Raw genomic sequence first — 21,913 nt, forward strand, 5'->3', positions numbered from 1 at the left:
CGCCCGTGGGGAGACCCCCGCGCGGCAAGCGCAGCCCTCCGTGTCGCAGGCGTCAGCCTCCCCGTCCCGCGTGAGTGATCGTCCCAGTAGGGTCGAGGCGTGAGTGACGAACACATCACGCTGACCGCGGGTGACGCGGAGGTGGACGTGCTGCCGGGGAACGGCGGACGGGTCGGGGGGTTGCGGCTCGGGGGTGTGGAGCTGCTGCGGCAGGGGGAGAAGTACGGCTGCTTCCCGATGGTCCCCTGGTGCGGGCGGCTGCGTGACGGCCGGTTCCGGGACGGCGCCACCGTGCGGCAGATGCCGCTCAACGCGCCCCCGCACGCCATCCACGGCACCGCGCGCAACGCCCCCTGGCGTACCGCCCGCACGAGCACCGACGAGGCCGTGCTGACGTACGACCTGACGGACCCGTGGCCCTACCCGGGGCGGGTCACGCAGCAGGTGGCGCTCACCGAGGGGTCGCTGACGCTGACGATGAGCGTCGAGACGTACGGCTCGTCGTTCCCGGCGCAGATCGGCTGGCACCCGTGGTTCCTGCGCAACCTCGGCGGTGACGACGTGACGATCGGCTTCGAGCCCGCCTGGCAGGAGGAGCGCGGGGAGGACCACCTGCCGACCGGGCGGCGCGTCGACCCCCGGCCCGGTCCGTGGGACGACTGCTTCGGGATGCCCGGCGGCGTGGACGTCACCCTCACCTGGCCGGGGCAGCTCGAGGTGAAGGTGACCAGCCGCGAGGAGTGGGTGGTCGTCTACGACGAGCAGGACGAGGCCGTCTGCGTGGAGCCGCAGACCGGGCCCCCGGACGGGCTGAACACCCGCCCGCGCCTGGTCACGCCGCTGGAGCCGCTGGAGGCCTCGACGACCTGGACGTGGACCCGCCTTTAAGCTGGCGGCATGACGGACACGCGCGGCGCGCTGCTGCAGCAGATCAAGGACAAGGCCGTGGTGCACGGCAAGGTGACCCTCTCCTCGGGCATCGAGGCCGACTACTACGTCGACCTGCGGCGCATCACCCTCGACGGCGAGGCCGCCCCGCTGGTCGGGCAGGTGCTGCTGGACCTGACCGCGGAGCTGGAGTTCGACGCGGTGGGCGGCCTGACCATGGGCGCCGACCCGGTCGCCGCCGCCCTGCTGCACGCCGCCGCCGCGCGCGGCCGGAAGCTGGACGCGTTCGTCGTGCGCAAGGCCGCCAAGGCGCACGGCCTGCAGCGCCGCGTGGAGGGCCCGGACGTCAGGGGCCGCCGGGTGCTGGTGGTGGAGGACACCTCCACCACCGGCGGCTCCCCGCTCACCGCCGTGGAGGCCGTGCGCGAGGCCGGCGCGGAGGTCGTGGCCGTGGCGACCATCGTCGACCGGGCCACCGGCGCCGCCGAGAAGATCCGCGAGGGCGCCGGGGTGCCGTACCTGTTCGCCTACTCCAAGGACGAGCTGGGCCTGGACTGACCGGCCCGACCGGCCCCGCCGCCCACAGGGCGGACGGCGGGATGGACGTCCCGGCCGAGTCTGGAAGGATGTGACCGACAATGACGTCGCATCCAAGGTTCCAGGTCAGGGCCGACAGTACGCAGCACCCCACCCCGCACTCTTAAGGAGCGGACAGATGCCCATCGCAACTCCCGAGGTCTACAACGAGATGCTCGACCGGGCGAAGGCAGGCAAGTTCGCCTACCCGGCCATCAACGTCACCTCGTCCCAGACCCTGCACGCGGCTCTGCGCGGCTTCGCCGAGGCGGAGAGCGACGGCATCGTGCAGATCTCCACGGGCGGTGCCGAGTTCCTGGGCGGCCAGCACAACAAGGACATGGTGACCGGCGCCGTCGCCCTCGCCGAGTTCGCGCACATCGTCGCCGAGAAGTACGACGTCAACATCGCCCTGCACACGGACCACTGCCCGAAGGACAAGCTCGACGGCTACGTGCGCCCGCTGCTCGCGGTGTCCGAGGAGCGCGTCAAGGCCGGCCGCAACCCGCTGTTCCAGTCCCACATGTGGGACGGCTCCGCGGAGACCCTGGCCGACAACCTGGCCGTCGCGCAGGAGCTGCTGGAGCGCGCCCGCGCCGCCAGGATCATCCTCGAGGTGGAGATCACCCCGACCGGCGGCGAGGAGGACGGCGTCTCCCACGAGATCAACGACTCCCTCTACACCACGGTCGACGACGCGGTCCGCACGGCCGAGGCGCTGGGCCTGGGCGACAAGGGCCGCTACCTGCTCGCCGCGTCCTTCGGCAACGTGCACGGCGTGTACAAGCCGGGCAACGTCGTCCTCCGTCCCGAGCTGCTGAAGGAGCTCAACGAGGGCGTCGCCGCCAAGTACGGCAAGCCGGCCGGCACGCAGCCGTTCGACTTCGTGTTCCACGGCGGTTCGGGCTCCACGGAGGAGGAGATCCGCACCGCGCTGGAGAACGGCGTCGTGAAGATGAACATCGACACCGACACCCAGTACGCCTTCACGCGTCCGGTGGTGGACCACGTGTTCCGCAACTACGACGGCGTCCTGAAGGTCGACGGCGAGGTCGGCAACAAGAAGACCTACGACCCGCGCACCTGGGGCAAGCTGGCCGAGGCGTCGATGGCCGCCCGCGTCGTCGAGGCCTGCGGGCACCTGCGCTCGGCGGGCACCCGCATCAAGTAACCCGTCCGCACGCGCGTCGAGCCCGGCACCCGCCCAGGTGCCGGGCTCTTCCGTACGCCCGGCGCCCGATGTACGAGACTGGACCCATGTCCATTCACGAGAACCTCCTCGGGGGCCCGCCCCCGACCCACCTCCCCGACGATCCCGAGCCGCGCGAACTGCTGGCGTCCGGCGCCACCGCCGCCGAGGTCGCGGGACGGTACCCCACCTCCTCGCTGGCCTGGGCGCGGCTGGCCGACGAGGCGTTCGAGCGGGACAGCGTCGTCGAGTCCTACGCGTACGCCCGCACGGGCTACCACCGCGGCCTGGACGCGCTGCGCCGCAGCGGCTGGAAGGGCCACGGCCCGGTGCCGTGGGAGCACGAGCCGAACCGCGGTTTCCTGCGCGCCCTGCACGCCCTCGCCCGCGCCGCGCAGGCGATCGGCGAGCAGGAGGAGTACGAGCGCTGCACCCAGTTCCTGAAGGACTCCTCGCCGACGGCGGCCCAGGTCCTGGGCTGAACCGGCCGGGAAACGGAACGTGACCACCGCACGGCCCGCCCGCTCGGCGGGCGGGCCTTGCGGTGGTGGGGGACGATTGCGCAGGATGCACCGTGGGGACCGGGGCCCCCGTGCCGGTAACGGCAGGGGCGGACCGCTACCCGGAGTACACAGCAGGAGACAGCGATGTCCCACGAGGCTCACGAGCCCGAGACCCCGCATCTCGACTTCCAAGGGACGACCCCTTACGAGGACTACGTCAAGGCCGACGTCCTCACCCACCTCCAGCACACCCTCTCGGACGATCCCGGAGAGATGGTCTTCCTGGTGACCACCCAGGTCATGGAGCTGTGGTTCACCGTCATCGTGCACGAGTGGGAGACCGCGGCGCAGGCGCTGCGCCGGGACGACGTGCCGACCGCGCTCGACGCGCTGCGCCGCTCGCGGCGCGAGCTGGAGGCGCTGAACGCCTCCTGGCGGCCGCTGGCCGGGCTCACCCCGGCGCAGTTCAACTCCTACCGCGGCGCCCTCGGCGAGGGCTCCGGCTTCCAGTCGGCGATGTACCGGCGCATGGAGTTCCTGCTCGGTGACAAGTCCGCGTCGATGCTGGTCCCGCACCGGGGTGCGCCGCGGGTGCACGCCGAGCTGGAGAAGGCCCTGCACGAGCCCAGCCTCTACGACGAGGTGCTGCGGTTCCTCGCGCGGCGCGGCCACCCCGTGCCGAAGGAGGTGCTGGAGCGCGACGTGTCGCACAGGTACGAGCCGTCGCGTGAGGTCGAGGAGATCTGGACGGCCGTCTACGCGGGCGACGAGCGGGACGAGGTGGCACGGCTCGGCGAGGCGCTGACCGATGTAGCCGAACTGGTGTGGCGCTGGCGCAACGACCATCTGGTCGCCACCCGCCGGGCCATGGGGGCGAAGACCGGGACGGGCGGGTCCGCGGGAGTGGCGTGGCTGGAGAAGAGGGCGCAGAAGAGCGTGTTCCCCGAGCTGTGGACGGCGCGGTCCTATGTCTGAGCTGACCCGGAAGGCGGAGAAGCTGGACTCGGTCGACGAACTCGCCGGCAAGCGCGCCGAGTTCGTCCTCGCCGGCCCCGAAGACCCCGACGGGGCGGTCTACCTGGACGGCAACTCGCTGGGTGCGCTGCCCGTCACCGTGCCCGGCCGGGTCGCGGACGTGGTGCGCCGCGAGTGGGGCGAGATGCGCATCCGCTCCTGGACGGAGAGCGGCTGGTGGACGGCGCCGGAGCGGATCGGCGACCGGATCGCCCCGCTGGTCGGCGCGGCGGCCGGGCAGATCGTGGTGGGCGACTCCACCAGCGTCAACGTGTTCAAGGCGCTGGTCGGCGCGGTGCGGCTGGCGCGGGAGACGGACCCCGGGCGGGACGAGATCCTGGTGGACGCGACCACGTTCCCCACGGACGGCTACATCGCCGGGTCCGCGGCCCGCATGACCGGCTGCGCGCTGCGCCCGGTGGAGCCGTCCGAGGCGCCGGACGCGCTCGGCGCGCGCACGGCCGCGGTGCTGCTCAACCACGTGGACTACCGCACCGGACGGCTGCACGACCTTCCGTCGCTCACGGCGGCGGTGCACGCGGCGGGCGCGTACGCCGTCTGGGACCTGTGCCACAGCGCGGGCGCGCTGCCGGTCGGCCTGGACGCGCACGGCGTGGACCTGGCCGTCGGCTGCACCTACAAGTACCTGAACGGCGGCCCCGGTTCGCCCGCGTACCTGTACGTGCGGGCGGACCTCCAGGACCGCTTCGACTCCCCGCTGCCCGGCTGGAACTCGCACGCGGAGCCCTTCGGGATGCGCTCCTCGTACGAGCCGGCCGAGGGCGCGGTGCGCGGGCGGGTCGGCACCCCGGACATCCTCTCCATGCTCGCCCTGGAGGCGGCGCTCGAGGTGTGGGACGGGGTGACGGTCGAGGCGGTGCGCGCCAAGTCCCTCGCCCTGACCGACTTCTTCCTGGAGTGCGTCGCGGAGTACGTGCCCGAGGGCCGCGTGGAGTGCCTCACCCCGCTGCCGCACGGGGAGCGGGGCAGCCAGGTGGCCCTGCGCTGCCCGGACGCGGGCGACGTGATGCGGAGGCTGATCGGGCGGGGCGTGGTCGGCGACTTCCGCCACCCGGACGTGCTCCGCTTCGGATTCACCCCGCTGTACGTCGGTTTCGCCGACGTGGAGCGGGCCGCGCGGGTGCTCGCCGAGGAACTGCGGTAGGCGGCCGGGGCCGGGGCGACGGCGTCCCGGCCCCGTTCGGGCCGGTCAGGCGGGGCCTCCCGGTGAGAGGGGCGCCCGGGGTCCTGGTACCGTCCCGGCCGAACGGCCGTGTGCATGCCCGGTCCGGTCGAACCACGTTGTATCGCTGAGAGGTTGGAGCATGACGGACGACGTCGCAGCCGCCCGGGCCGCCGCCGAGGAGAAGTCGGCCTTCTCCCGTCCGCCGGTCGATCCGGACGCCACGGCGGCCTACGGCGACGACCCCGACCAGGTGATCGACTTCTACGCGCCGCGCGGCGGGGCCGGCCCCGCGCCGGTGGTCGTCGTGCTGCACGGCGGCGCCTGGCGCGCCCCCTACGACCGGCGCCACGTCAGCCCGTTCGCCGCGTTCCTCGCGGGGCGCGGCTTCGCCGTGGCGAGCGTCGAGTACCGGCACGGGGCGGCGGACGCGGGCGGCGGCCCGGTGGCCGGGCGGTGGCCCGACACCTTCGACGACGTCGCCGCCGCGCTGGACGCCCTGCCCGCACTGATACGGCGGCACCTCCCCGCAGGCGACCCGCGCCGCATCGTCCTCACCGGCCACTCCGCCGGCGGCCACCTGGCGCTGTGGGCCGCCGCCCGGCACGTCCTGCCCGTCGGCTCCCCCTGGCGCACCGACGTCCCGGCGCCCCTGCGCGGGGTGGTCGCCCTCGCCCCCCTCGCGGACTTCGAGGTCGCCGACAAGCTCGGCGTGTGCGGCGGCGCGACCCGTGAACTCCTCGGCGGCGACGACCACTTCGCCGAGCGCCGGCCGCACGCCGACCCGGCGCTGCTGCTGCCCACGGGCATCGCCACCACCCTCGTCCAGGGCCGCGCCGACACCGACGTCCCGCCCGAGGTCGCCGAGTCGTACGCGGACGCGGCGGCGAAGGCCGGCGAGGTCGTCGGGGTGACCCTGCTGGAGGACGTCGGCCACTTCCCGCTCATCGACCCGGCCGCGGACGCCTGCGCGGTCGTCGCGGAGGAGATCGCCCAGCTCGCCTGGTGAGGGCCGAGACCCCGACTCCCCCTGGACAGAGGCCTGGTCATACCCCTCATACCTGAGAGCCACCCGGCGGAGGAGTCCCCCGGCGGGACGCGGGTCACCGGCCACGCTCCGTACCTTCCCTTCCTGACGGGCCCGACGGCCGGGCGGACGGGAGAGGGGCGGCGACGATGGAGCAGAACCACGGGCGGGGGGCCGCGGACACCGCACCGGACGGGCCGGAGGGCTCGGCTCGCCGTCCGGCCGGGCGGCTGCGGCGCGGGACGCTCGCCCTGCTCGTCGCGGCCGCCGTGGCCGTGCCCCTCGCCGGGGCCGCACGCCCCCAGGCGCCCGCGCCGCCGCCCGCCCGGGTCCCGCCCCCGGCCGTCGCCGGACTCGACGCCACCTACGCCGCCCACCGGGCCAACGCGGCCGAGGCCGCCCGCACGGCCGCCGAGCACGGGCACCGGGACCGCGCCGCCGTCGAACGCGCGCTGGCCACGCGGGCGTTGCTGCACTTCGACGGGCGCGGCGCCGGACTGGTCACCGAGGTGCTCGGCGAGCTGGACCACGCCGACCGGGTCGCCGTCCTCGTCCCCGGGTCCGACACCGGCATCGACACCTACGAGCGCTTCCGCGCCACCGCCCTCGCCCTGCACCGGCGACTGACGCGAGAAGCGCCCGCGGGGACGCGCACGGCGGTCGTGGCGTGGCTCGGCTACGAGACGCCCGGCACCTTCAGCCCGTCGGTCGCCACCACCGGCCGCGCGGAGAAAGCAGCCCCGGAACTACGGGAGCTGGTACGCGACCTGAGATCCGTCGCCGCGCCCCGCGCCCGTGTCTCCCTGCTGTGCCACTCCTACGGCTCCGTCGTCTGCGCGCGGGCCGCCGCCGGTCTCGACGTCGACGACCTGGTGTTCCTCGGCAGCCCCGGCACCGGCTCCGGCACCGCCGCCGGCCTGCGCACCCGCGCCCGGGTGTGGGCCGCGCGCGGCGCCGACGACTGGGTCGCGCACGTGCCGCACCTCGGCGCCCACTTGTTCGGCACCACCGTCGGCTTCGGCGCCGACCCCGTGGCCGAGGAGTTCGGCGCCCGCGTCTTCACGGCCGGCGACGGCGGACACGGCGACTACTACGCCCCGGGCTCCCCGTCCCTGGCCAACCTCACCCGGATCGTCCTCGGCGACACGCGGGCGGTGACCTCATGACCCGCCTCGCCACCGGGGTGCGCACGGCCGCCGCCCGTGTCGACGCGGCCACCCCCGCCCACCGCGACCGCGCCGTGGACGCCCTGCGCGCCTGCGCCGTGCTCGGCGTGGTCCTCGGCCACTGGCTGGTCACCGCCCTGGTCGCGGACGGCAGCTCCCTGCGCACCGCGAGCCCGCTGCAGCACATGCCGTGGCTGGCCCCGGTGTCCTGGGCCTTCCAGACCCTCGCCGTGTTCTTCCTGGTCGGCGGGCACGTCGCCACCCGCTCGTACGCGTCCGCGCGAGCGCGCGGGGTGCCGTACCGGCGGTGGCTGCACGCTCGGCTGGCCCGGCTGTTCGGGCCGGTCGTCGCCGTCCTCACCCTGTGGACGGCGGTCACGCTCGCGCTGCTGCTGTCGGACACCGAGTACGCGACCGTGCGGACGCTGGTGAAGCTCGCCCTGTCCCCGATGTGGTTCCTGCTGGTCTTCGCCGCCCTCACCGCCGCGACCCCGCTGGTCGCCCGCCTCCACCCGCTGTGGCCGCTGACCGTCGTCCTCCACGTCGACGTGCTCCGCTTCGGCCTCGGCGCACCCGACGGGCTGGGCCTGCTGAACCTCGCCGCGGGCTGGCTGGTGCCGTACGCCCTGGGCGCGGCCTGGACCCGGGGCGAGCTGGAGAGCCGCATGTCCGGGTGGGTGCTGCTGGGCGGCGGCACGGCGGCGACGGCCGCGCTGGTCGCGTGGGCGGGGTACCCGGCCGCGATGGTCGGGGTGCCGGGCGCCGGGGTGTCCAACCTCGACCCGCCGACGCTGGCCGCCGTCACCTTCGGTCTCGCCCAGTGCGGGCTCGCGCTGCTGCTGCGGGACCGGCTGCGCCGCGCGATGCGCCGGCCGGTCGCGTGGGCGGCGGTGGCGCTGGTCAACCTGTCCGTGATGACGGTCTTCCTGTGGCACCAGACCGCCCTGATGGCCACCACCGCCCTCGCCCTCCCGGCCGGTCCGCTGCCCGGACTGCACACCGTCCCCGACGGCCTCGGCTGGGTCGCCGCCCGGTTGCCCTGGCTGGCGGTCTTCGCCCTCGCCCTCGTGGTGTGCGGGGCCGCGTTCCGGACGTGGGAGCGGGGCGGGGGCGGGCGGCGGGAGCGGTCCCGGGTGGTCCGCGCGCACCGGCCGACGACGAAGGACGCACGTCATGTCTAGGCTGGACCGCGTGACGGACAAAGGGGCGGGGCTCGTTCGGCGGTGGCTGGGCGTGCTGCGGGACGACCTGTTGACGGTCCGTGCGGACCCGCTGCCCCCGTCCGTGTGGCTGCGCTGGTTACCGCACGGATGCGTGTACCTGGCCGCGGTCGGCATCTTCCTCGGCGACCTGAACCAGCTCATGGGACACGGGAGGCTCCCCCAAGGAGGCTCCGTGCTGGTCGCGGCCGGGCAGAGCGGCGCGGCCGTCCTCGCGCTGCGCCGCCCGGTCCCGGCGCTGTGGTGCTCGCTCGTCGCCACGCTGGCGGGAGCCGTCCTGGAGCGCCGCATGCTGATGGCCGGCCAGATCGACGGTTTCCCGTGGCCGTGGGCCCCCTGGGGGATCGCGGCCCACCTGTTCGTGCTGCTGCTGCTCTCCCTGCGCGTGCCCACCCGGGTCTCCGCCGAGGCGCTCGCCGTCACGGGACTGCTCACCTACGTGCTCCAGGGCCTCTGGGGCGCGTGGAACCACTCACCCACCGGTCAGACCGCCGTCATGCTGTTCGCCGTCGCCGTCGTCCTCGGCACCGCCCTGCGCGGCCGCCGTGAGGCCCGCGCCGAGCTGGGGCGGCAGACCACCCTCACCGCCGAGGAACGCGCCCGCCGCACGCTCCTGGAGGAACGCAGCCGGATCGCGAGGGAGTTGCACGACGTGGTGGCCCACCACATGTCGGTGATCTCCATCCAGGCCCAGGTCGCCCCGCACCTGGTCCAGGACCCGCCCGACGAGCTGAAGGAGAACCTCGCCGGCATCCGGCAGAACGCCGTCGAGGCGCTGACCGAACTGCGCCGGGTCCTGGACGTGCTGCGCTCCGAACACCCCGCCCCCGGCGAGCGCGCGGACGCCCCGCAGCCCACCCTGGACCGGCTGGCGGCGCTGGTGGAGAACACCCGGGCCGCCGGACTCACCGTGACCACCGAGGTCGCCGGCGAGCGGCGCCCGCTGCCGCCCGGCGTGGAGCTGTCCGCGTACCGGATCGTGCAGGAGGCGCTGAGCAACGTGCTGCGGCACGCGCCCGGCGCCACCGCGCACGTCACCCTCGCCTACCGGCCGCGCGCCCTGCGGGTGGAGGTCGTCAACACCGCGCCGACCCGGGAGCCGCCGCCGTCCGCCGGGGCCGGGCACGGGCTGCTCGGCATGCGGGAGCGGGCGGCCATGCTGGGCGGCACGCTCACCGCGGGCCCCTGGGCCGGGCGCGGCTACCGTGTCGAGGCCCGCCTCCCCGTGTCCGCACCGCCCACCACCGATCCCCTCGCTCAGAACGGCACCGCATGATCCGCGTACTGATCGCCGACGACCAGCAGATGGTCCGGCAGGGTTTCACCGTGCTGCTGAACACCCAGCCCGACATCGAGGTCGTCGGCCAGGCGGTGAACGGCCTCGATGCGGTCGAGCAGGCCGGTGAACTGACCCCGGACGTGGTCCTGATGGACATCCGCATGCCCGAACTCGGCGGCATCGAGGCCACCGACCGCATTACCGCCGCCACCCCGGAGGCGAGGGTGCTGATGCTGACCACCTTCGACCTGGACGAGTACGTGTACGAGGCGCTGCGCGCGGGCGCCTCCGGCTTCCTGCTCAAGGACGCCTCCGCCGAGCAGCTCGCCGAGGCGGTGCGGGTGGTGGCCGCCGGGGACGCGCTGCTCGCGCCGGGCGTCACCCGCCGGCTGATCGCCGAGTTCTCCCGTCTGGACCCGCGGCCCCGCTCACCCCTGCTCCGGAAGGTGGGCGACCTCACCGAGCGCGAGACGGAGGTGCTGTCGCTGATCGCGCAGGGCCTGTCCAACGCGGAGATCGCCGTGCGGCTGGTGGTGGCCGAGCAGACGGTGAAGACGCACGTCGGCCGGATCCTGGTGAAGCTGGGCCTGCGCGACCGCACCCAGGCGGCGGTGTTCGCGTACGAGTCGGGGCTGGTGCGTCCTTCCGGCCACTGAGCCCGCGGACCGTCGGGTGACCCCGCGCGGCCCGCGTAGTACCTGAGGGGGACGCCCCGGAACCCGTCTCGGCGGGGACGCCCGGGACCACCCGGTCGGCCTACCGTGTGAGCGTGACCGAGACGACGCACCAGCAGTCCCCGCGCACCGGGGACGGGGACCGCAGCCCGGAGTACCGGCTGGTCCAGAACTCCCTCAAGGGTCTGCGCCAGGACCTGTTCCACGACCCCTTCGCCTACCGCCCGCTGGGCCCCAGGCCGACGACCGGCCCGCTCCTGCGCCGGCTGCCCGCACGGACGCGCTCCGCCGCCGAACGGCTCCCGCACGCGGTGGTGGGGGCGATCGCGCTGCTCACCCTGCTGATCGGCGCCGTCTCGGGCAGCGAGCCCGGCGGGGACGTCCGGGCGCTGCTGACCGGTCTGCTGTGCGCGCTCCCCGTGGTCGCCACGCTGACCCGGCCGATCGGCGCGTTCTGGCTGTCCATCGGCCTCACCCCGGTGACGGCGATACTCAACGGCGGCGGCGGCGACTGGCCGTGGATGCCCGGCTCGTTCGTCAGCCACCTCACGGTGCTGGCGGTGGTCGCGCTGCGCACCCGGCCCCGCACCGCCGTCTGGATGTGGGTCGTCACCCTCGTCTACGCCCTGCTCTCGGACGTCTTCATCGGCGGCTCGTACTACTACACCAACGGCGGGCCGATGCTGGTGACGTCGGCGTTCGCCCTGCTCGTGGTCTGCCTCCGGCACGTCCGGCACACCGCCCAGCAGGAGGTGACCGCCCAGCAGACGGTCACCGCGCAGGAGCGGTCCCGGCGCACCCTGCTGGAGGAGCGCACCACCATCGCCCGTGAGCTGCACGACGTGGTGGCCCACCACATGTCGGTGGTCGCCATCCAGGCCGAGGCCGCGCCGTACCGGGTGGAGAACCCGCCGGAGGAGCTGGAGCGCGCCTTCGGCATCATCCGGGAGAACGCGGTCGCCGCCCTCACCGAGCTGCGCCGCATCCTCGGCGTGGTCCGCGCCGAGGACTACGAGGCCCCGGACGCCCCGCAGCCCACCCTCGCCGACCTGGACGCCCTGCTGGTCAACGTGCGGGACGCCGGCCTGACCGTGGAGAAGGTGGTGACCGGCGCGGTGCGGGAGCTGCCGCAGGGTGTGGAGCTGTCGGCGTACCGGATCGTGCAGGAGGCGCTGAGCAACAGCCTGCGGCACGCGCCCGGCGCGAGCGCCCGCGTGGAGATCGGGTACGTTCTCGGCGGGCTCGGCGTCCGGGTCGTCAACGGCCCGATGCCCGAGCCGGGTTTGCTGAAACCTTCGCCCGGAGCCGGGCACGGCGTCACCGGCATGCGCGAGCGGGTCGCCATGCTGAACGGCGAGATGACCGCCGGGCCGACCGAGGACGGCGGCTACGAGGTCGCGGTGTTCCTGCCGGTCACCGCGGTGAACGAGGGTGACGCATGACCATTCGCGTACTGATCGCGGACGACCAGATGATGGTGCGCGAGGGCTTCTCGGTGCTGCTCAACGCGATGCCGGACATCGAGGTCGTCGGCGAGGCCGTCAACGGCCGGCAGGCGGTCGGGAAGGTCCGGGAACTGGCCCCGGACGTGGTCCTGATGGACATCCGCATGCCCGAGCTGAACGGCATCGAGGCGACCCGGGAGATCGTCGCCGCGGACGGCGCGGCGAAGGTGCTGGTGCTGACCACCTTCGACCTGGACGAGTACGTCTACCAGGCGCTGCGCGCGGGCGCCTCCGGCTTCCTGCTCAAGGACGCCTCCGCCCGCCAGCTCGCCGACGGCGTCCGGGTCGTCGCGGCCGGCGAGGCGCTGCTCGCCCCGTCGGTCACCCGGCGGCTGATCACCGAGTTCTCCAAGCTGTCCGACGCGCCGCGGGTGCTGCCGTCCGCGCAGGGGACGTACGGGGACCTCACCGAGCGGGAGACGGAGGTGCTGGTGCTGATCGCGCAGGGCCTGTCGAACGCGGAGATCGCCGGGCGGCTGGTGGTCGCCGAGTCGACGATCAAGACGCACGTGAGCCGCATCCTGGTGAAGCTGGGCCTGCGGGACCGCACCCAGGCGGCGGTGTTCGCGTACGAGGCGCGCCTCGTCACGCCGGGCTGAGCCCGCGCGGCCTAGGGTGAGACGCATGGAACAGCGCATCACCCTGATCACGCTGGGGGTCACCGACCTCGCCCGCGCCAAGGCCTTCTACGGGGCCCTGGGCTGGCGGGGGCAGGAGGTCCAGGACACCGTCTTCTTCCAGGCGGGCGGTCTCGGGGTCGTCCTGTGGGGGCGGGACGAGCTGGCGCGGGACTCCGGTCTCGAACCCGGGACCCCGGGCGGGTTCGGCGGCATCGTCCTCGCGCACAACGTCCGCTCCGACGCCGAGGTCGACGAGTTGCTCGCGACGGCGGAACGGGCCGGCGGGACCGTCACCAGGCCGGCCGTCCTCAACGACATCGGCTTCTGCTCCGGCGTCTTCACCGACCCCGACGGCCACGCCTGGGAGGTCGCCCACAACCCCGGCCTCCCGCTCGCCGAGGACGGCACGGTCACCGTCCCCGACTTCGGCGCCGCCTGACGTACGCCCGGCACCCCTGGTCAGAGGGCGGGGCGGCGGTCTACCGTCCGTCCATGGCAGCCCCTTCCGACCTCGCTTTCGACCCGTGGGACCCCGCGTTCGTCGCCGACCCCTACCCCGCCTACGCCGAGCTGCGCGAGCAGGGCCGGGTGCGGTACTTCGAGCCGACGGACCAGTGGCTCGTCGCCCACCACGCGGACGTCTCGGCGCTGCTGCGCGACCGGCGCCTGGGGCGGACGTACCTGCACCGGTTCAGCCACGAGGAGTTCGGCCGCACGCCTCCGCCGCCGGAGCACGAGCCGTTCCACACGCTCAACGACCACGGCATGCTCGACCTCGAACCGCCGGACCACACCCGCATCCGCCGCCTGGTGTCGAAGGCGTTCACCCCGCGCACGGTCGAGAACCTGCGGCCGTACGTGCGCCGGCTCGCGGACGACCTGGTGGCGCGGCTCGTCGCGGCGGGCGGCGGCGACCTGCTGCGGGACGTCGCCGAGCCGCTGCCGGTCGCGGTGATCGCGCAGATGCTGGGCATCCCGGAGTCCGACCGCGCGCCGCTGCGGCCCTGGTCGGCGGAGATCTGCGGGATGTACGAGCTGAACCCGACCGAGGAGGCCGCGGCGCGGGCGGTCCGGGCGTCGCTCGAGTTCTCCGAGTACCTGCGCGGACTGATCGCCGAACGCCGCGAGAACCCCGGGGACGACCTGATCTCCGGCCTGATCGCCGCCCACGACGAGGGCGACCGGCTCACCGAGCAGGAGATGATCTCCACCTGCGTCCTGCTGCTGAACGCGGGCCACGAGGCGACCGTGAACTCCACGGTCAACGGCTGGTGGGCGCTGTTCCGCCATCCCGGCCAGCTCGCCGCCCTGCGCGCCGACCACTCCCTCGTCCCGACCGCCGTCGAGGAGCTGATGCGCTACGACACCCCGCTGCAGCTCTTCGAACGCTGGGTGCTGGACGAGATCGAGATCGACGGCCAGGTGATCCCCCGGGGCGCGGAGATCGCGATGCTGTTCGGCTCCGCCAACCACGACCCGGCGGTCTTCGCCGACCCGTCCCGCCTGGACCTCACCCGCCGCGACAACCCGCACATCTCCTTCAGCGCCGGCATCCACTACTGCATCGGCGCCCCGCTGGCCCGCATCGAACTGGCCGCCTCGATGACGGCCCTCCTGGAACAGGCCCCCACCCTCCGCCTGGCGGCGGAACCGGTACGCAGGCCGAACTTCGTGATCCGGGGGCTGGAGGGGCTGGCGGTCGAGGTCTGATCCGGCCGGCCCGCGCCGCGTGCCCCGCCCGGCGGGGCGGGTTCCACCGGGCGAGGGCTTTTCGGTACGGCCACTACGGCTACTTCGTGTCCAGGTCCCGCCGCCGGAAGCCCGCCAGGCCCAGCCACACCAGAGCGGCGGCCACGAGGGTCAGCAGGAGCAGCGGGGCCGGGTCCAGGTCCGCGGCGGGGAGCCGGGGGACGTGGCCGAACGGGGAGAGGTTCTTCATCCAGTCCGGGAACCGGAGGATCTCGCCGAGATAGCCGACCACGAAGGCGTACACCGGCACGGCCCAGGCCGCCGCACTCGCCCGCGGGAACTAGCCGAAGAGCACCACGGCCACCCCGATCGTGACCCACAGGGCGGGCGCGTACGCGAGGGCCGCCCCCACCAGTTCCGGGAGCAGTCCGTCGTCCCCGGTCGAGGCCGCGCCCGCGACGCCGAAGCCGAGCCCGGCCAGCAGCAGGACGAACGTACCGCCGCCCGCGGCCACCGCCAGGTGGCCGCCGACCCAGCGCGTGCGGGAGAGACCGGTGGCGAGCAGGGGTTCGGCGCGGCCCGCGGTCTCCTCGGAGCGGGGCCGCAGGGCCGCCATGACGACGTACACCGCCGCCACCACCGCGAGGACCACCATGACCATGGAGGCGAAGGACTCGGCGACGCCGGCCCCGCCGATGCGCTCCAGGGCCTCCTGGATCTGGTCGATGTCCTTCAGCATGTCCTCGGCGTCCCCGAGGATCGACCCGTACATCGCGCCCATCAGGAACAGGCCCGCGCCGAAGCCGGCCAGCGTGCCGCGGTGCAGCCGCAGGGCGAAGCCGGACGACGTGGTGAGCGCGGCGGAGGCGGTGGGCGGACCCGGTCTCCCCGGACGCAGGCCCGCGCCCACGTCCCGCCGGGTGGAGAGCACGAAGCCCGCCGCCGCGAGCGCCGCCGCGAGCACCAGGCAGAGCAGGAGCGGCCACCAGCGGTCGTCGACGTACGGGTAGCTGCGCTGCACCCAGCCGATCGGGGACAGCCAGGACAGGGCGTCGTTCTCGCCGCTGTCGCCGGCGGCCCGCAGCACGTAGGCGAGGCCGACGACCGCGAGCGCCGTGCCGGACGCGCCGCGCGCGTGCGCGGTGATCTGGGCGGTGACCGCGGCGACGGCGGCGAAGACGAGGCCGACGGCGGCGTGGGCGCAGCCGTAGAGCAGTGAGCCCGCCGGGTCGACGCCCTCCAGGCCCAGGCCGGCCAGGCCGAGGGCCAGCAGCAGCGCCAGGGCGAGGTTGGCCAGGACCGCGACGGACAGGGCGGCGGCGAGGTGGGCATGGCGGCCCACGACGGCCGAGCGCACCAGCTCGGCGCGGCCCGTCTCTTCCTCGGCGCGGGTGTGCCGGGTGACGATCAGCACGCTCATGAGGCCGACGAGGACGGCCGTGAAACCGAGCATCTGGTGGCTCAGCATGGAGCCGAAACCGTAGTCGGCGAGGTAGTGGCGGGGGCCGGACATGGCGAGGCCGGCCGGGCTGTCCATGCTCCGGACGGCGTTCGCCCGCTCCTGCGGGTCGTCGTACAGAGTGCGGAAGCTGTTCGCCGTGGCGAGCGTGCCGAGGAACAGGGCCAGGACCCACACCGGGAGCCGGACCCGGTCCCGGCGCAGGTCGAAGCGGATCAGCGTCCCGGTCCCGGCCAGCGCGTCGCCGCCGGTGACCGGGCCGGTGGGGGCCTGGGCCCGCGGGGTGGCGGTCTCGGTGGTCATCGCGGGTCCCCGTCCGCGCTCCGGCCGGTGCCGTGCCCGTTGGCGGCGAGCTCGTCGCCGTAGTGGCGGAGCATCAGTTCCTCCAGGGTCGGCGGGTGGCTGGTCAGGCTGCGGATGCCGGACTCGCTGAGCCTGCGGACGGCCCCGTCGAGCTGTCCGCCGTCGACGGCGAAGCGGACCCGGCCGGTGGCCTCGTCGAGGATCCGCAGGTCGTGGACACCGGGCAGCCCGTCCAGGCCGTCGACGGGCCGCTCGGTCTCCGCCTCGACGGTGGTGCGGGTCAGGTGGCGCAGCTCGCCGAGGGTGCCGGACTGGACGGTCCGGCCCTGCCGGACGATGCTCACGCGGTCGGCGAGCTTCTCCACCTGGGCCAGGATGTGGCTGGAGAGCAGCACGGTCCGCCCGGCGGCCTTGACCTCGGCGACGACGTCCTGGAAGACGACCTCCATGAGCGGGTCCAGTCCCGAGGTCGGCTCGTCCAGGAGCAGCAGTTCGGCGTCGGAGGCGAGCGCGGCGACGATGGCGACCTTCTGCCGGTTGCCCTTGGAGTAGGCGCGGCCCTTCTTGGTGGGGTCGAGGTCGAAGCGTTCGACGAGTTCGGCGCGGCGCCGCTCGTCGAGCCCTCCGCGCAGCCGGGCCAGCAGGTCGATGGCCTCGCCGCCGGTGAGGTTCGGCCACAGCTCGACGTCGCCGGGGACGTAGGCGAGGCGGCGGTGGAGCTCCACGGCGTCCGACCAGGGGTCCCGGCCGAGCACCCGGGCGGCGCCGGAGTCGGCGCGCAGCAGGCCGAGCAGGACGCGGAGGGTGGTGGACTTCCCGGCGCCGTTGGGGCCGAGGAAGCCGTGGACCTCGCCGGGCTCGACGTCCAGGTCGAGGCCGTCGAGCGCGCGTGTGCGGCCGAACGACTTGTGGAGTCCGGAGACGCTGATGGCCTTGGTCATGCTTCGGAACGTACACTACTTTCAGAAATTTGTGAAGATGAAGAAGCGCGTGAAGAGGAGGTTAGACTGGCACATGCTGTTTGAGCAGGGGAGATGATCGGGCGATGGCGGAAACGGCCGGAACGGACCGGAACCCGGAGGCGGTCTCACGGTTCGTGGAGCAGTTCGCCGCGCAGCTGGTGGAGGCGGGCCTCCCGCGGATGCCCGCCCGTGTCTTCGCGGCCCTGCTCTCCTCCGACACGGGCGTGCTGACCTCCGTCGAGCTGGGGGAGCGGCTGAAGGTCTCGCCGGCCGCGGTCTCCGGAGCGGTGCGCTACCTGGCGCAGCAGCACATGGTCTCCCGCGAACGGGAACCGGGCTCGCGCCGGGAGCGGTACCGCGTGCACGGCAACCAGTGGTACGAGGCCCTCGCCAACCGCGAGACCGTCATCCGGCGCTGGGAGGACGGCCTGCGCGAGGGCGTCGCCAGCCTGGGCCCGGCCACCCCGGCGGGCCGGCGGCTGGCGGAGACGCTGGCCTTCTTCGAGTTCGTCGAGAGGGAGGTCGAGGCGATGATGGAGCGCTGGCGGGTCCACCGGGAGGAGCAGTTCGGGCGGGGGTGAAGGGCGGGCGGGGTGAGGGGCGGGCGGGAGAGCCTGCCGTACGACCGTGACCGGCCGGCCGCTCCGAGTCGTCGCCGGTCCGTCCCCACCGCTACCGCGCCGGCAGCACCAGCCCCCACGCCCCCTCCCGCACCACCCACGTCCGGGTCCGCACCGGTCCCGACACCAGCGCGTCCGCCCGGTAGCGGAAGTGGGCGCCCGACACGGTCACCGCGCGTCCCTCGACCGCCAGCGGGGACGCCTCCGCGCCCACCGAGGCCGGCCGCACCTCGACCCGGGCCGTCCCCGGGGCACCGGGGACGACCGACACGGTCCGCACCGGCTGGTGCAGGTCGACGAGCGTCTCCCCGTCGACCTCCACCCGCAGCCGCGCGGGCCCCGCCTCGGGAGCGGAGACGATCCTGGACGGCCGGGCCGGCACCAGGGTCCGGACGAGGGACCGGCACGTCCGCAGCCAGGGGCGCCCCACCGCGGCCCCCCGCGCCGGCGGCGCCCCGAGCGGCGGGATCCGCAGCGCGCCGAGCACCACTCCGTCGCTGTCGTCGACCAGCAGGTCCATCCGCCGCTCCGCCCCGTCCAGCACGGCCCGCGCCGCGGCCACCGCCCCGGACGGCACGCCCAGCGACCGGGCGAGCGACACGGAGCCGCCGACCGGGACCAGGGACAGGGCGCACCCGGTCAGCTCACGCCGCCGGTGCAGCAGCTCCACCGCGCGGACCAGGGCCCGGTCGTCGCCCACCACCACCGGACGCCGTGAGCCGCGCCGGGCCAGCACCCGGGCGAACTCCTCGGGACCGTCCGGCAGACACACCTTCGCGCTCGCCGCACCCGCGCGGAGCACGTCCCGCGCGATCCGGACCGACTCGCCGTCCGCCCGCCGGGCGACCGGATCGATGACCACCAGGAGCTGATCGGACGTCGCGGAAGACGTCCCGGATGTCGCCACCTCGGCCATGCCTCGCTTCCTCGGGTAGCATCTTTGTGCAAGAGCCCCTTTGCGCTATTGCGCCAGGGGCTTCGTCTATTCCGGGGCATCCGGTCCGACGGTTGGCGGCCAACGGTGGTCGCGGTGCACGCGGCGGAGATCCTCCGCGTGCGCCCCTGACCTTGGACATGCCCCGCCCGGAAGGGGTGTACGCGCGTGCCCGCACTTGTGCTGCTCGGTGCTCAGTGGGGTGACGAAGGCAAGGGAAAGGCGACGGACCTGCTCGGTGGCTCCGTCGACTATGTGGTGCGCTACCAGGGCGGCAACAACGCCGGCCACACGGTGGTCGTGGGCGACCAGAAATACGCCCTGCACCTGCTGCCTTCCGGGATCCTGTCCCCCGGCTGCACGCCGGTCATCGGCAACGGCGTCGTCGTCGACCCGTCGGTCCTGCTCTCCGAGCTGAGCGGTCTGAACGAGCGCGGCGTCGACACGTCCAAGCTCCTGATCAGCGGCAACGCGCACATCATCACGCCGTACAACGTGACGGTGGACAAGGTGACCGAGCGCTTCCTCGGCAAGCGCAAGATCGGGACCACCGGTCGCGGCATCGGCCCGACCTACGCCGACAAGATCAACCGCGTCGGCATCCGGGTGCAGGACCTCTACGACGAGTCGATCCTCACCCAGAAGGTCGAGGCGGCCCTCGACGTCAAGAACCAGGTGCTCACCAAGCTCTACAACCGGCGCGCGATCGCCGTGGAGCAGGTGGTCGAGGAGCTGCTGGGCTACGCGGAGAAGCTGGCGCCGTACGTCGCCGACACCGTGCTGGTGCTGAACGAGGCGCTGGAGCAGGACAAGGTGGTCCTCTTCGAGGGCGGCCAGGGCACCCTGCTCGACATCGACCACGGCACGTACCCCTTCGTCACCTCGTCCAACCCGACCGCGGGCGGCGCCTGCACGGGCGCGGGCGTCGGCCCGACGAAGATCAGCCGGGTCATCGGCATCCTGAAGGCGTACACCACCCGCGTCGGCGCCGGCCCGTTCCCGACGGAGCTGTTCGACGAGGACGGCGAGGCGCTGCGCCGCATCGGCGGCGAGCGGGGCGTCACCACCGGCCGTGACCGCCGCTGCGGCTGGTTCGACGCGGTGATCGCCCGCTACGCGACCCGGGTGAACGGCCTGACCGACTTCTTCCTCACCAAGCTCGACGTCCTCACCGGCTGGGAGCAGATCCCGGTCTGCGTGGCGTACGAGATCGACGGCAGGCGCGTCGAGGAGCTGCCGTACTCGCAGACGGACTTCCACCACGCGAAGCCGGTCTACGAGATGCTGCCGGGCTGGAGCGAGGACCTCAGCAAGGCGAAGTCCTTCTCCGACCTGCCGAAGAACGCCCAGGCGTACGTGAAGGCCCTGGAGGAGATGTCCGGCGCCCCGATCTCCGCGATCGGCGTGGGCCCGGGCCGCGACGAGACGATCCAGATCAACTCGTTCCTCTGAGCCGCCGCGGAGGCGTCTCGAGTCGCCTCCGGGTCCGCGCCGCCGGCCACCGGTGTCCCCGACGGGGCGCCGGTGGCCGGCGCGGTTCCGGGCTCAGCTGAAGACGATCATCGACCCCTGCGCCAGGCTCCGGGTCGCCGCCGCGTGCAGGCCCAGCCACACGTGGCGCTCGCGGGCGAACGGGCTCGGGTCGTAGGGGGCGGGCAGCGCCGGCTCCTCCAGTTCGGTGGGGGCCCGCGGCGGCTCGGGCGCGGCCGGCGGGTTCGCCGGGTCGATGCCGATGGCCGGGGCGACCAGCTCCAGTTCGCGCAGCAGCGCGTGCGAGGAGCCCAAGGGGCCGCCCCCGGCGAGGAGTTCGTCGCTGGACAGCGGGCTCGGGAAGTCGACGGGCACGTAGGCGCCCGCGTGGTCGTAGTGCCACACCAGGTGCGACTGCTGGGCCGTCGCCTCGAACATCTCCAGCAACTGCTCGTAGTCGCCGCCGAGTTCGTCGACCGGGGTGACCGGGAGGCCGCACACCTGGAGCAGGTACACGCGCCGCAGGAAGTGCAGGGCCTCGTAGTCGAACCCGGCGACCGGGGCGACGTCGCCGGTCAGTCCCGGCATGTACGGGTACACCGGCACCGGCGGCAGCCCCGCGTCGGCGAGCACCGTGTCGTACTGCGCGAGTTCCTCGGCGAAGGGGTTGTCGGGCGTGTGGCACAACACGTCGACGAGCGGTACCAGCCACAGGTCACAGGCCAAAAGAGGGCTCCTCGCATCGCGCGGTCGTCGGGCGGGACGTCCGGTTCGTGAAGAAGGTTCAGGACGTGGGTCAGGGAAGCGTATCGGCGTCCCGTGCGGGCGGACCCTCCGCTGCGGGCCGTCGTACGGGTCCCTTACCCGTCCCACCGGGCGTCAGGCCCTCGACGAGGGACAGGGAGTGCGCGGCGTACCCGTCGAGGATGTCACGCACGGCGTCGGTGTCGCCCCGCGTCAGGGCGTCCACCAGCTCGGTGTGCCCCGCCCACAGCCGGCCCCGCGGATCGGGCAGCCGCCGCAGGTGCTGCACCACGCACACCCACATCTGCACCCGCAGCCGGTGCAGGAAGTCGGTGAGGTACGGATTGCCGAACGCGGACGCCAGTTCCCGCCAGAACCGCAGGTCGTAGCCGATCAGCACGGTGACCTCACCGGCCAGGGCCGCGCGCCGGGCCTCCTCGCCGCGCCGGCGCACCCCGGCGAAGTGCGCGGCCAGCCGGGGCTCCCCGGGCCGCGGGTGCGGCGGGCCGCCGCGGGTCAGCGCGTGGAACATCCCGTCGGTGACCAGGCGGCGCGCCTCGATCATGCCGCGGAAGTCGTCGGCGGTGTACTCGTGCACCCGGAAGCCCCGGTGCTGGTCGGCGTCGAGCAGGCCCTGCGCCGACAGGTCGACCAGCGCCTCCCGCACCGGCGTCGCCGACACCCCGTACTGCTCGGCGATCTCCTTGACCGTGAACGCCTGCCCCGGCTGGAGCCGCCCGGCCAGCACCTCGTCACGGAGCGCGTCGACGAGCTGCTGCCGCAGGGTGCTGCGGGTCACGGCGACGTCGCCGCTGAGGCGGGGCATGGTCGGGGCGTCTCCCTCATCGCGTTCGAGTGGCGTGCTCGCGAAACATCACGGGCACGCCA

21 protein-coding genes and 1 pseudogene are annotated in these 21,913 nt (G+C 73.9%); 17 read left to right on the top strand and 5 right to left on the bottom strand.

The features are described from left to right. Positions 1–99 precede the first annotated feature (99 nt). The 15 genes from ACWH4W_RS07035 to ACWH4W_RS07105 all read left to right on the top strand — a co-directional run bounded on the left by ACWH4W_RS07035 (position 100) and on the right by ACWH4W_RS07105 (position 14,554). Positions 100–888: an aldose epimerase family protein gene (locus ACWH4W_RS07035; protein ID WP_473074942.1), complete on the top strand. Its 789-nt coding sequence runs from the start codon at positions 100–102 to the stop codon at positions 886–888. 9 nt (positions 889–897) lie between these two features. Beyond that, a complete protein-coding gene (pyrE, locus tag ACWH4W_RS07040) occupies positions 898–1,446 on the top strand; it encodes an orotate phosphoribosyltransferase (RefSeq protein WP_473074943.1) in 549 nt (182 codons plus the stop codon). A 157-nt stretch (positions 1,447–1,603) separates the two neighbouring features. Next, the gene (gene fbaA, locus ACWH4W_RS07045; protein ID WP_473074944.1) at positions 1,604–2,635 is read left to right on the top strand and encodes a class II fructose-bisphosphate aldolase; all 1,032 of its coding nucleotides are present in this window, start codon (positions 1,604–1,606) and stop codon (positions 2,633–2,635) included. Positions 2,636–2,721: 86 nt separating this feature from the next. Further along, a complete protein-coding gene (locus ACWH4W_RS07050) occupies positions 2,722–3,135 on the top strand; it encodes a DUF3151 domain-containing protein (RefSeq protein WP_473074945.1) in 414 nt (137 codons plus the stop codon). 165 nt (positions 3,136–3,300) lie between these two features. Continuing rightward, positions 3,301–4,131, top strand: coding sequence for a tryptophan 2,3-dioxygenase family protein (locus ACWH4W_RS07055; RefSeq protein ID WP_473074946.1), 831 nt, complete (start codon positions 3,301–3,303; stop codon positions 4,129–4,131). Next, the gene (kynU, locus tag ACWH4W_RS07060) at positions 4,124–5,335 is read left to right on the top strand and encodes a kynureninase (RefSeq protein WP_473074947.1); all 1,212 of its coding nucleotides are present in this window, start codon (positions 4,124–4,126) and stop codon (positions 5,333–5,335) included. Before ACWH4W_RS07055 ends, kynU begins: the two co-directional genes overlap by 8 nt. 160 nt (positions 5,336–5,495) lie before the next feature. Beyond that, the gene (locus ACWH4W_RS07065; protein ID WP_473074948.1) at positions 5,496–6,362 is read left to right on the top strand and encodes an alpha/beta hydrolase; all 867 of its coding nucleotides are present in this window, start codon (positions 5,496–5,498) and stop codon (positions 6,360–6,362) included. Positions 6,363–6,529: 167 nt separating this feature from the next. After that, entirely contained in the window at positions 6,530–7,546 is a 1,017-nt protein-coding gene (locus ACWH4W_RS07070; protein WP_473074949.1) for an alpha/beta hydrolase, read from the top strand. After that, complete coding sequence (locus ACWH4W_RS07075; protein ID WP_473074950.1) at positions 7,543–8,727, top strand: acyltransferase family protein; 1,185 nt, start codon at positions 7,543–7,545, stop codon at positions 8,725–8,727. The genes ACWH4W_RS07070 and ACWH4W_RS07075 overlap by 4 nt, the downstream gene beginning before the upstream one ends. Beyond that, on the top strand, positions 8,720–10,042 hold the full coding sequence (locus ACWH4W_RS07080; protein ID WP_473074951.1) for a sensor histidine kinase: 1,323 nt from the start codon (positions 8,720–8,722) through the stop codon (positions 10,040–10,042). Before ACWH4W_RS07075 ends, ACWH4W_RS07080 begins: the two co-directional genes overlap by 8 nt. Next, a complete protein-coding gene (locus ACWH4W_RS07085) occupies positions 10,039–10,701 on the top strand; it encodes a response regulator (protein ID WP_473074952.1) in 663 nt (220 codons plus the stop codon). The genes ACWH4W_RS07080 and ACWH4W_RS07085 overlap by 4 nt, the downstream gene beginning before the upstream one ends. Before the next feature lie 113 nt (positions 10,702–10,814). Continuing rightward, positions 10,815–12,161 carry a sensor histidine kinase gene (locus tag ACWH4W_RS07090; RefSeq protein WP_473074953.1) on the top strand — a complete coding sequence of 449 codons (1,347 nt, stop codon included), beginning with the start codon at positions 10,815–10,817 and terminating at the stop codon, positions 12,159–12,161. Continuing rightward, positions 12,158–12,823, top strand: coding sequence for a response regulator (locus tag ACWH4W_RS07095; RefSeq protein WP_473074954.1), 666 nt, complete (start codon positions 12,158–12,160; stop codon positions 12,821–12,823). The genes ACWH4W_RS07090 and ACWH4W_RS07095 overlap by 4 nt, the downstream gene beginning before the upstream one ends. 25 nt (positions 12,824–12,848) lie before the next feature. Then, the gene (locus ACWH4W_RS07100) at positions 12,849–13,283 is read left to right on the top strand and encodes a VOC family protein (protein ID WP_473074955.1); all 435 of its coding nucleotides are present in this window, start codon (positions 12,849–12,851) and stop codon (positions 13,281–13,283) included. 53 nt (positions 13,284–13,336) lie between these two features. Then, positions 13,337–14,554, top strand: coding sequence for a cytochrome P450 (locus ACWH4W_RS07105; protein WP_473074956.1), 1,218 nt, complete (start codon positions 13,337–13,339; stop codon positions 14,552–14,554). Positions 14,555–14,633: 79 nt separating this feature from the next. Here the strand turns inward: ACWH4W_RS07105 and ACWH4W_RS07110 are convergent. After that, positions 14,634–16,295, bottom strand: a pseudogene (locus tag ACWH4W_RS07110) (ABC transporter permease). Further along, positions 16,292–17,236: an ABC transporter ATP-binding protein gene (locus ACWH4W_RS07115; protein WP_473074957.1), complete on the bottom strand. Its 945-nt coding sequence runs from the start codon at positions 17,234–17,236 to the stop codon at positions 16,292–16,294. The pseudogene ACWH4W_RS07110 and the gene ACWH4W_RS07115 overlap by 4 nt, the downstream one beginning before the upstream one ends. 104 nt (positions 17,237–17,340) lie before the next feature. On the opposite strand from ACWH4W_RS07115, the gene ACWH4W_RS07120 reads away from it, so the two are divergent. Beyond that, positions 17,341–17,838: a GbsR/MarR family transcriptional regulator gene (locus tag ACWH4W_RS07120; RefSeq protein ID WP_473074958.1), complete on the top strand. Its 498-nt coding sequence runs from the start codon at positions 17,341–17,343 to the stop codon at positions 17,836–17,838. A gap of 91 nt (positions 17,839–17,929) precedes the next feature. Here the strand turns inward: ACWH4W_RS07120 and ACWH4W_RS07125 are convergent, their stop codons facing one another. Continuing rightward, positions 17,930–18,793, bottom strand: a complete 864-nt coding sequence (locus ACWH4W_RS07125) for a diacylglycerol kinase family protein (RefSeq protein WP_473074959.1) — start codon at positions 18,791–18,793, stop codon at positions 17,930–17,932. A 186-nt stretch (positions 18,794–18,979) separates the two neighbouring features. Here ACWH4W_RS07125 and ACWH4W_RS07130 point away from each other — a divergent pair, with 186 nt between their 5' ends. Next, a complete protein-coding gene (locus tag ACWH4W_RS07130; RefSeq protein ID WP_473074960.1) occupies positions 18,980–20,263 on the top strand; it encodes an adenylosuccinate synthase in 1,284 nt (427 codons plus the stop codon). 93 nt (positions 20,264–20,356) lie between these two features. Here ACWH4W_RS07130 and ACWH4W_RS07135 read toward each other — a convergent pair whose 3' ends face one another. Both ACWH4W_RS07135 and ACWH4W_RS07140 read right to left on the bottom strand, forming a co-directional pair. Continuing rightward, entirely contained in the window at positions 20,357–21,007 is a 651-nt protein-coding gene (locus tag ACWH4W_RS07135; protein WP_473074961.1) for a hypothetical protein, read from the bottom strand. A 70-nt stretch (positions 21,008–21,077) separates the two neighbouring features. Next, positions 21,078–21,851: a GntR family transcriptional regulator gene (locus tag ACWH4W_RS07140; protein WP_473074962.1), complete on the bottom strand. Its 774-nt coding sequence runs from the start codon at positions 21,849–21,851 to the stop codon at positions 21,078–21,080. Between the last annotated feature and the right edge of the window lie 62 nt (positions 21,852–21,913).

The organism is Streptomyces sp. DSM 120436 (assembly GCF_055778765.1).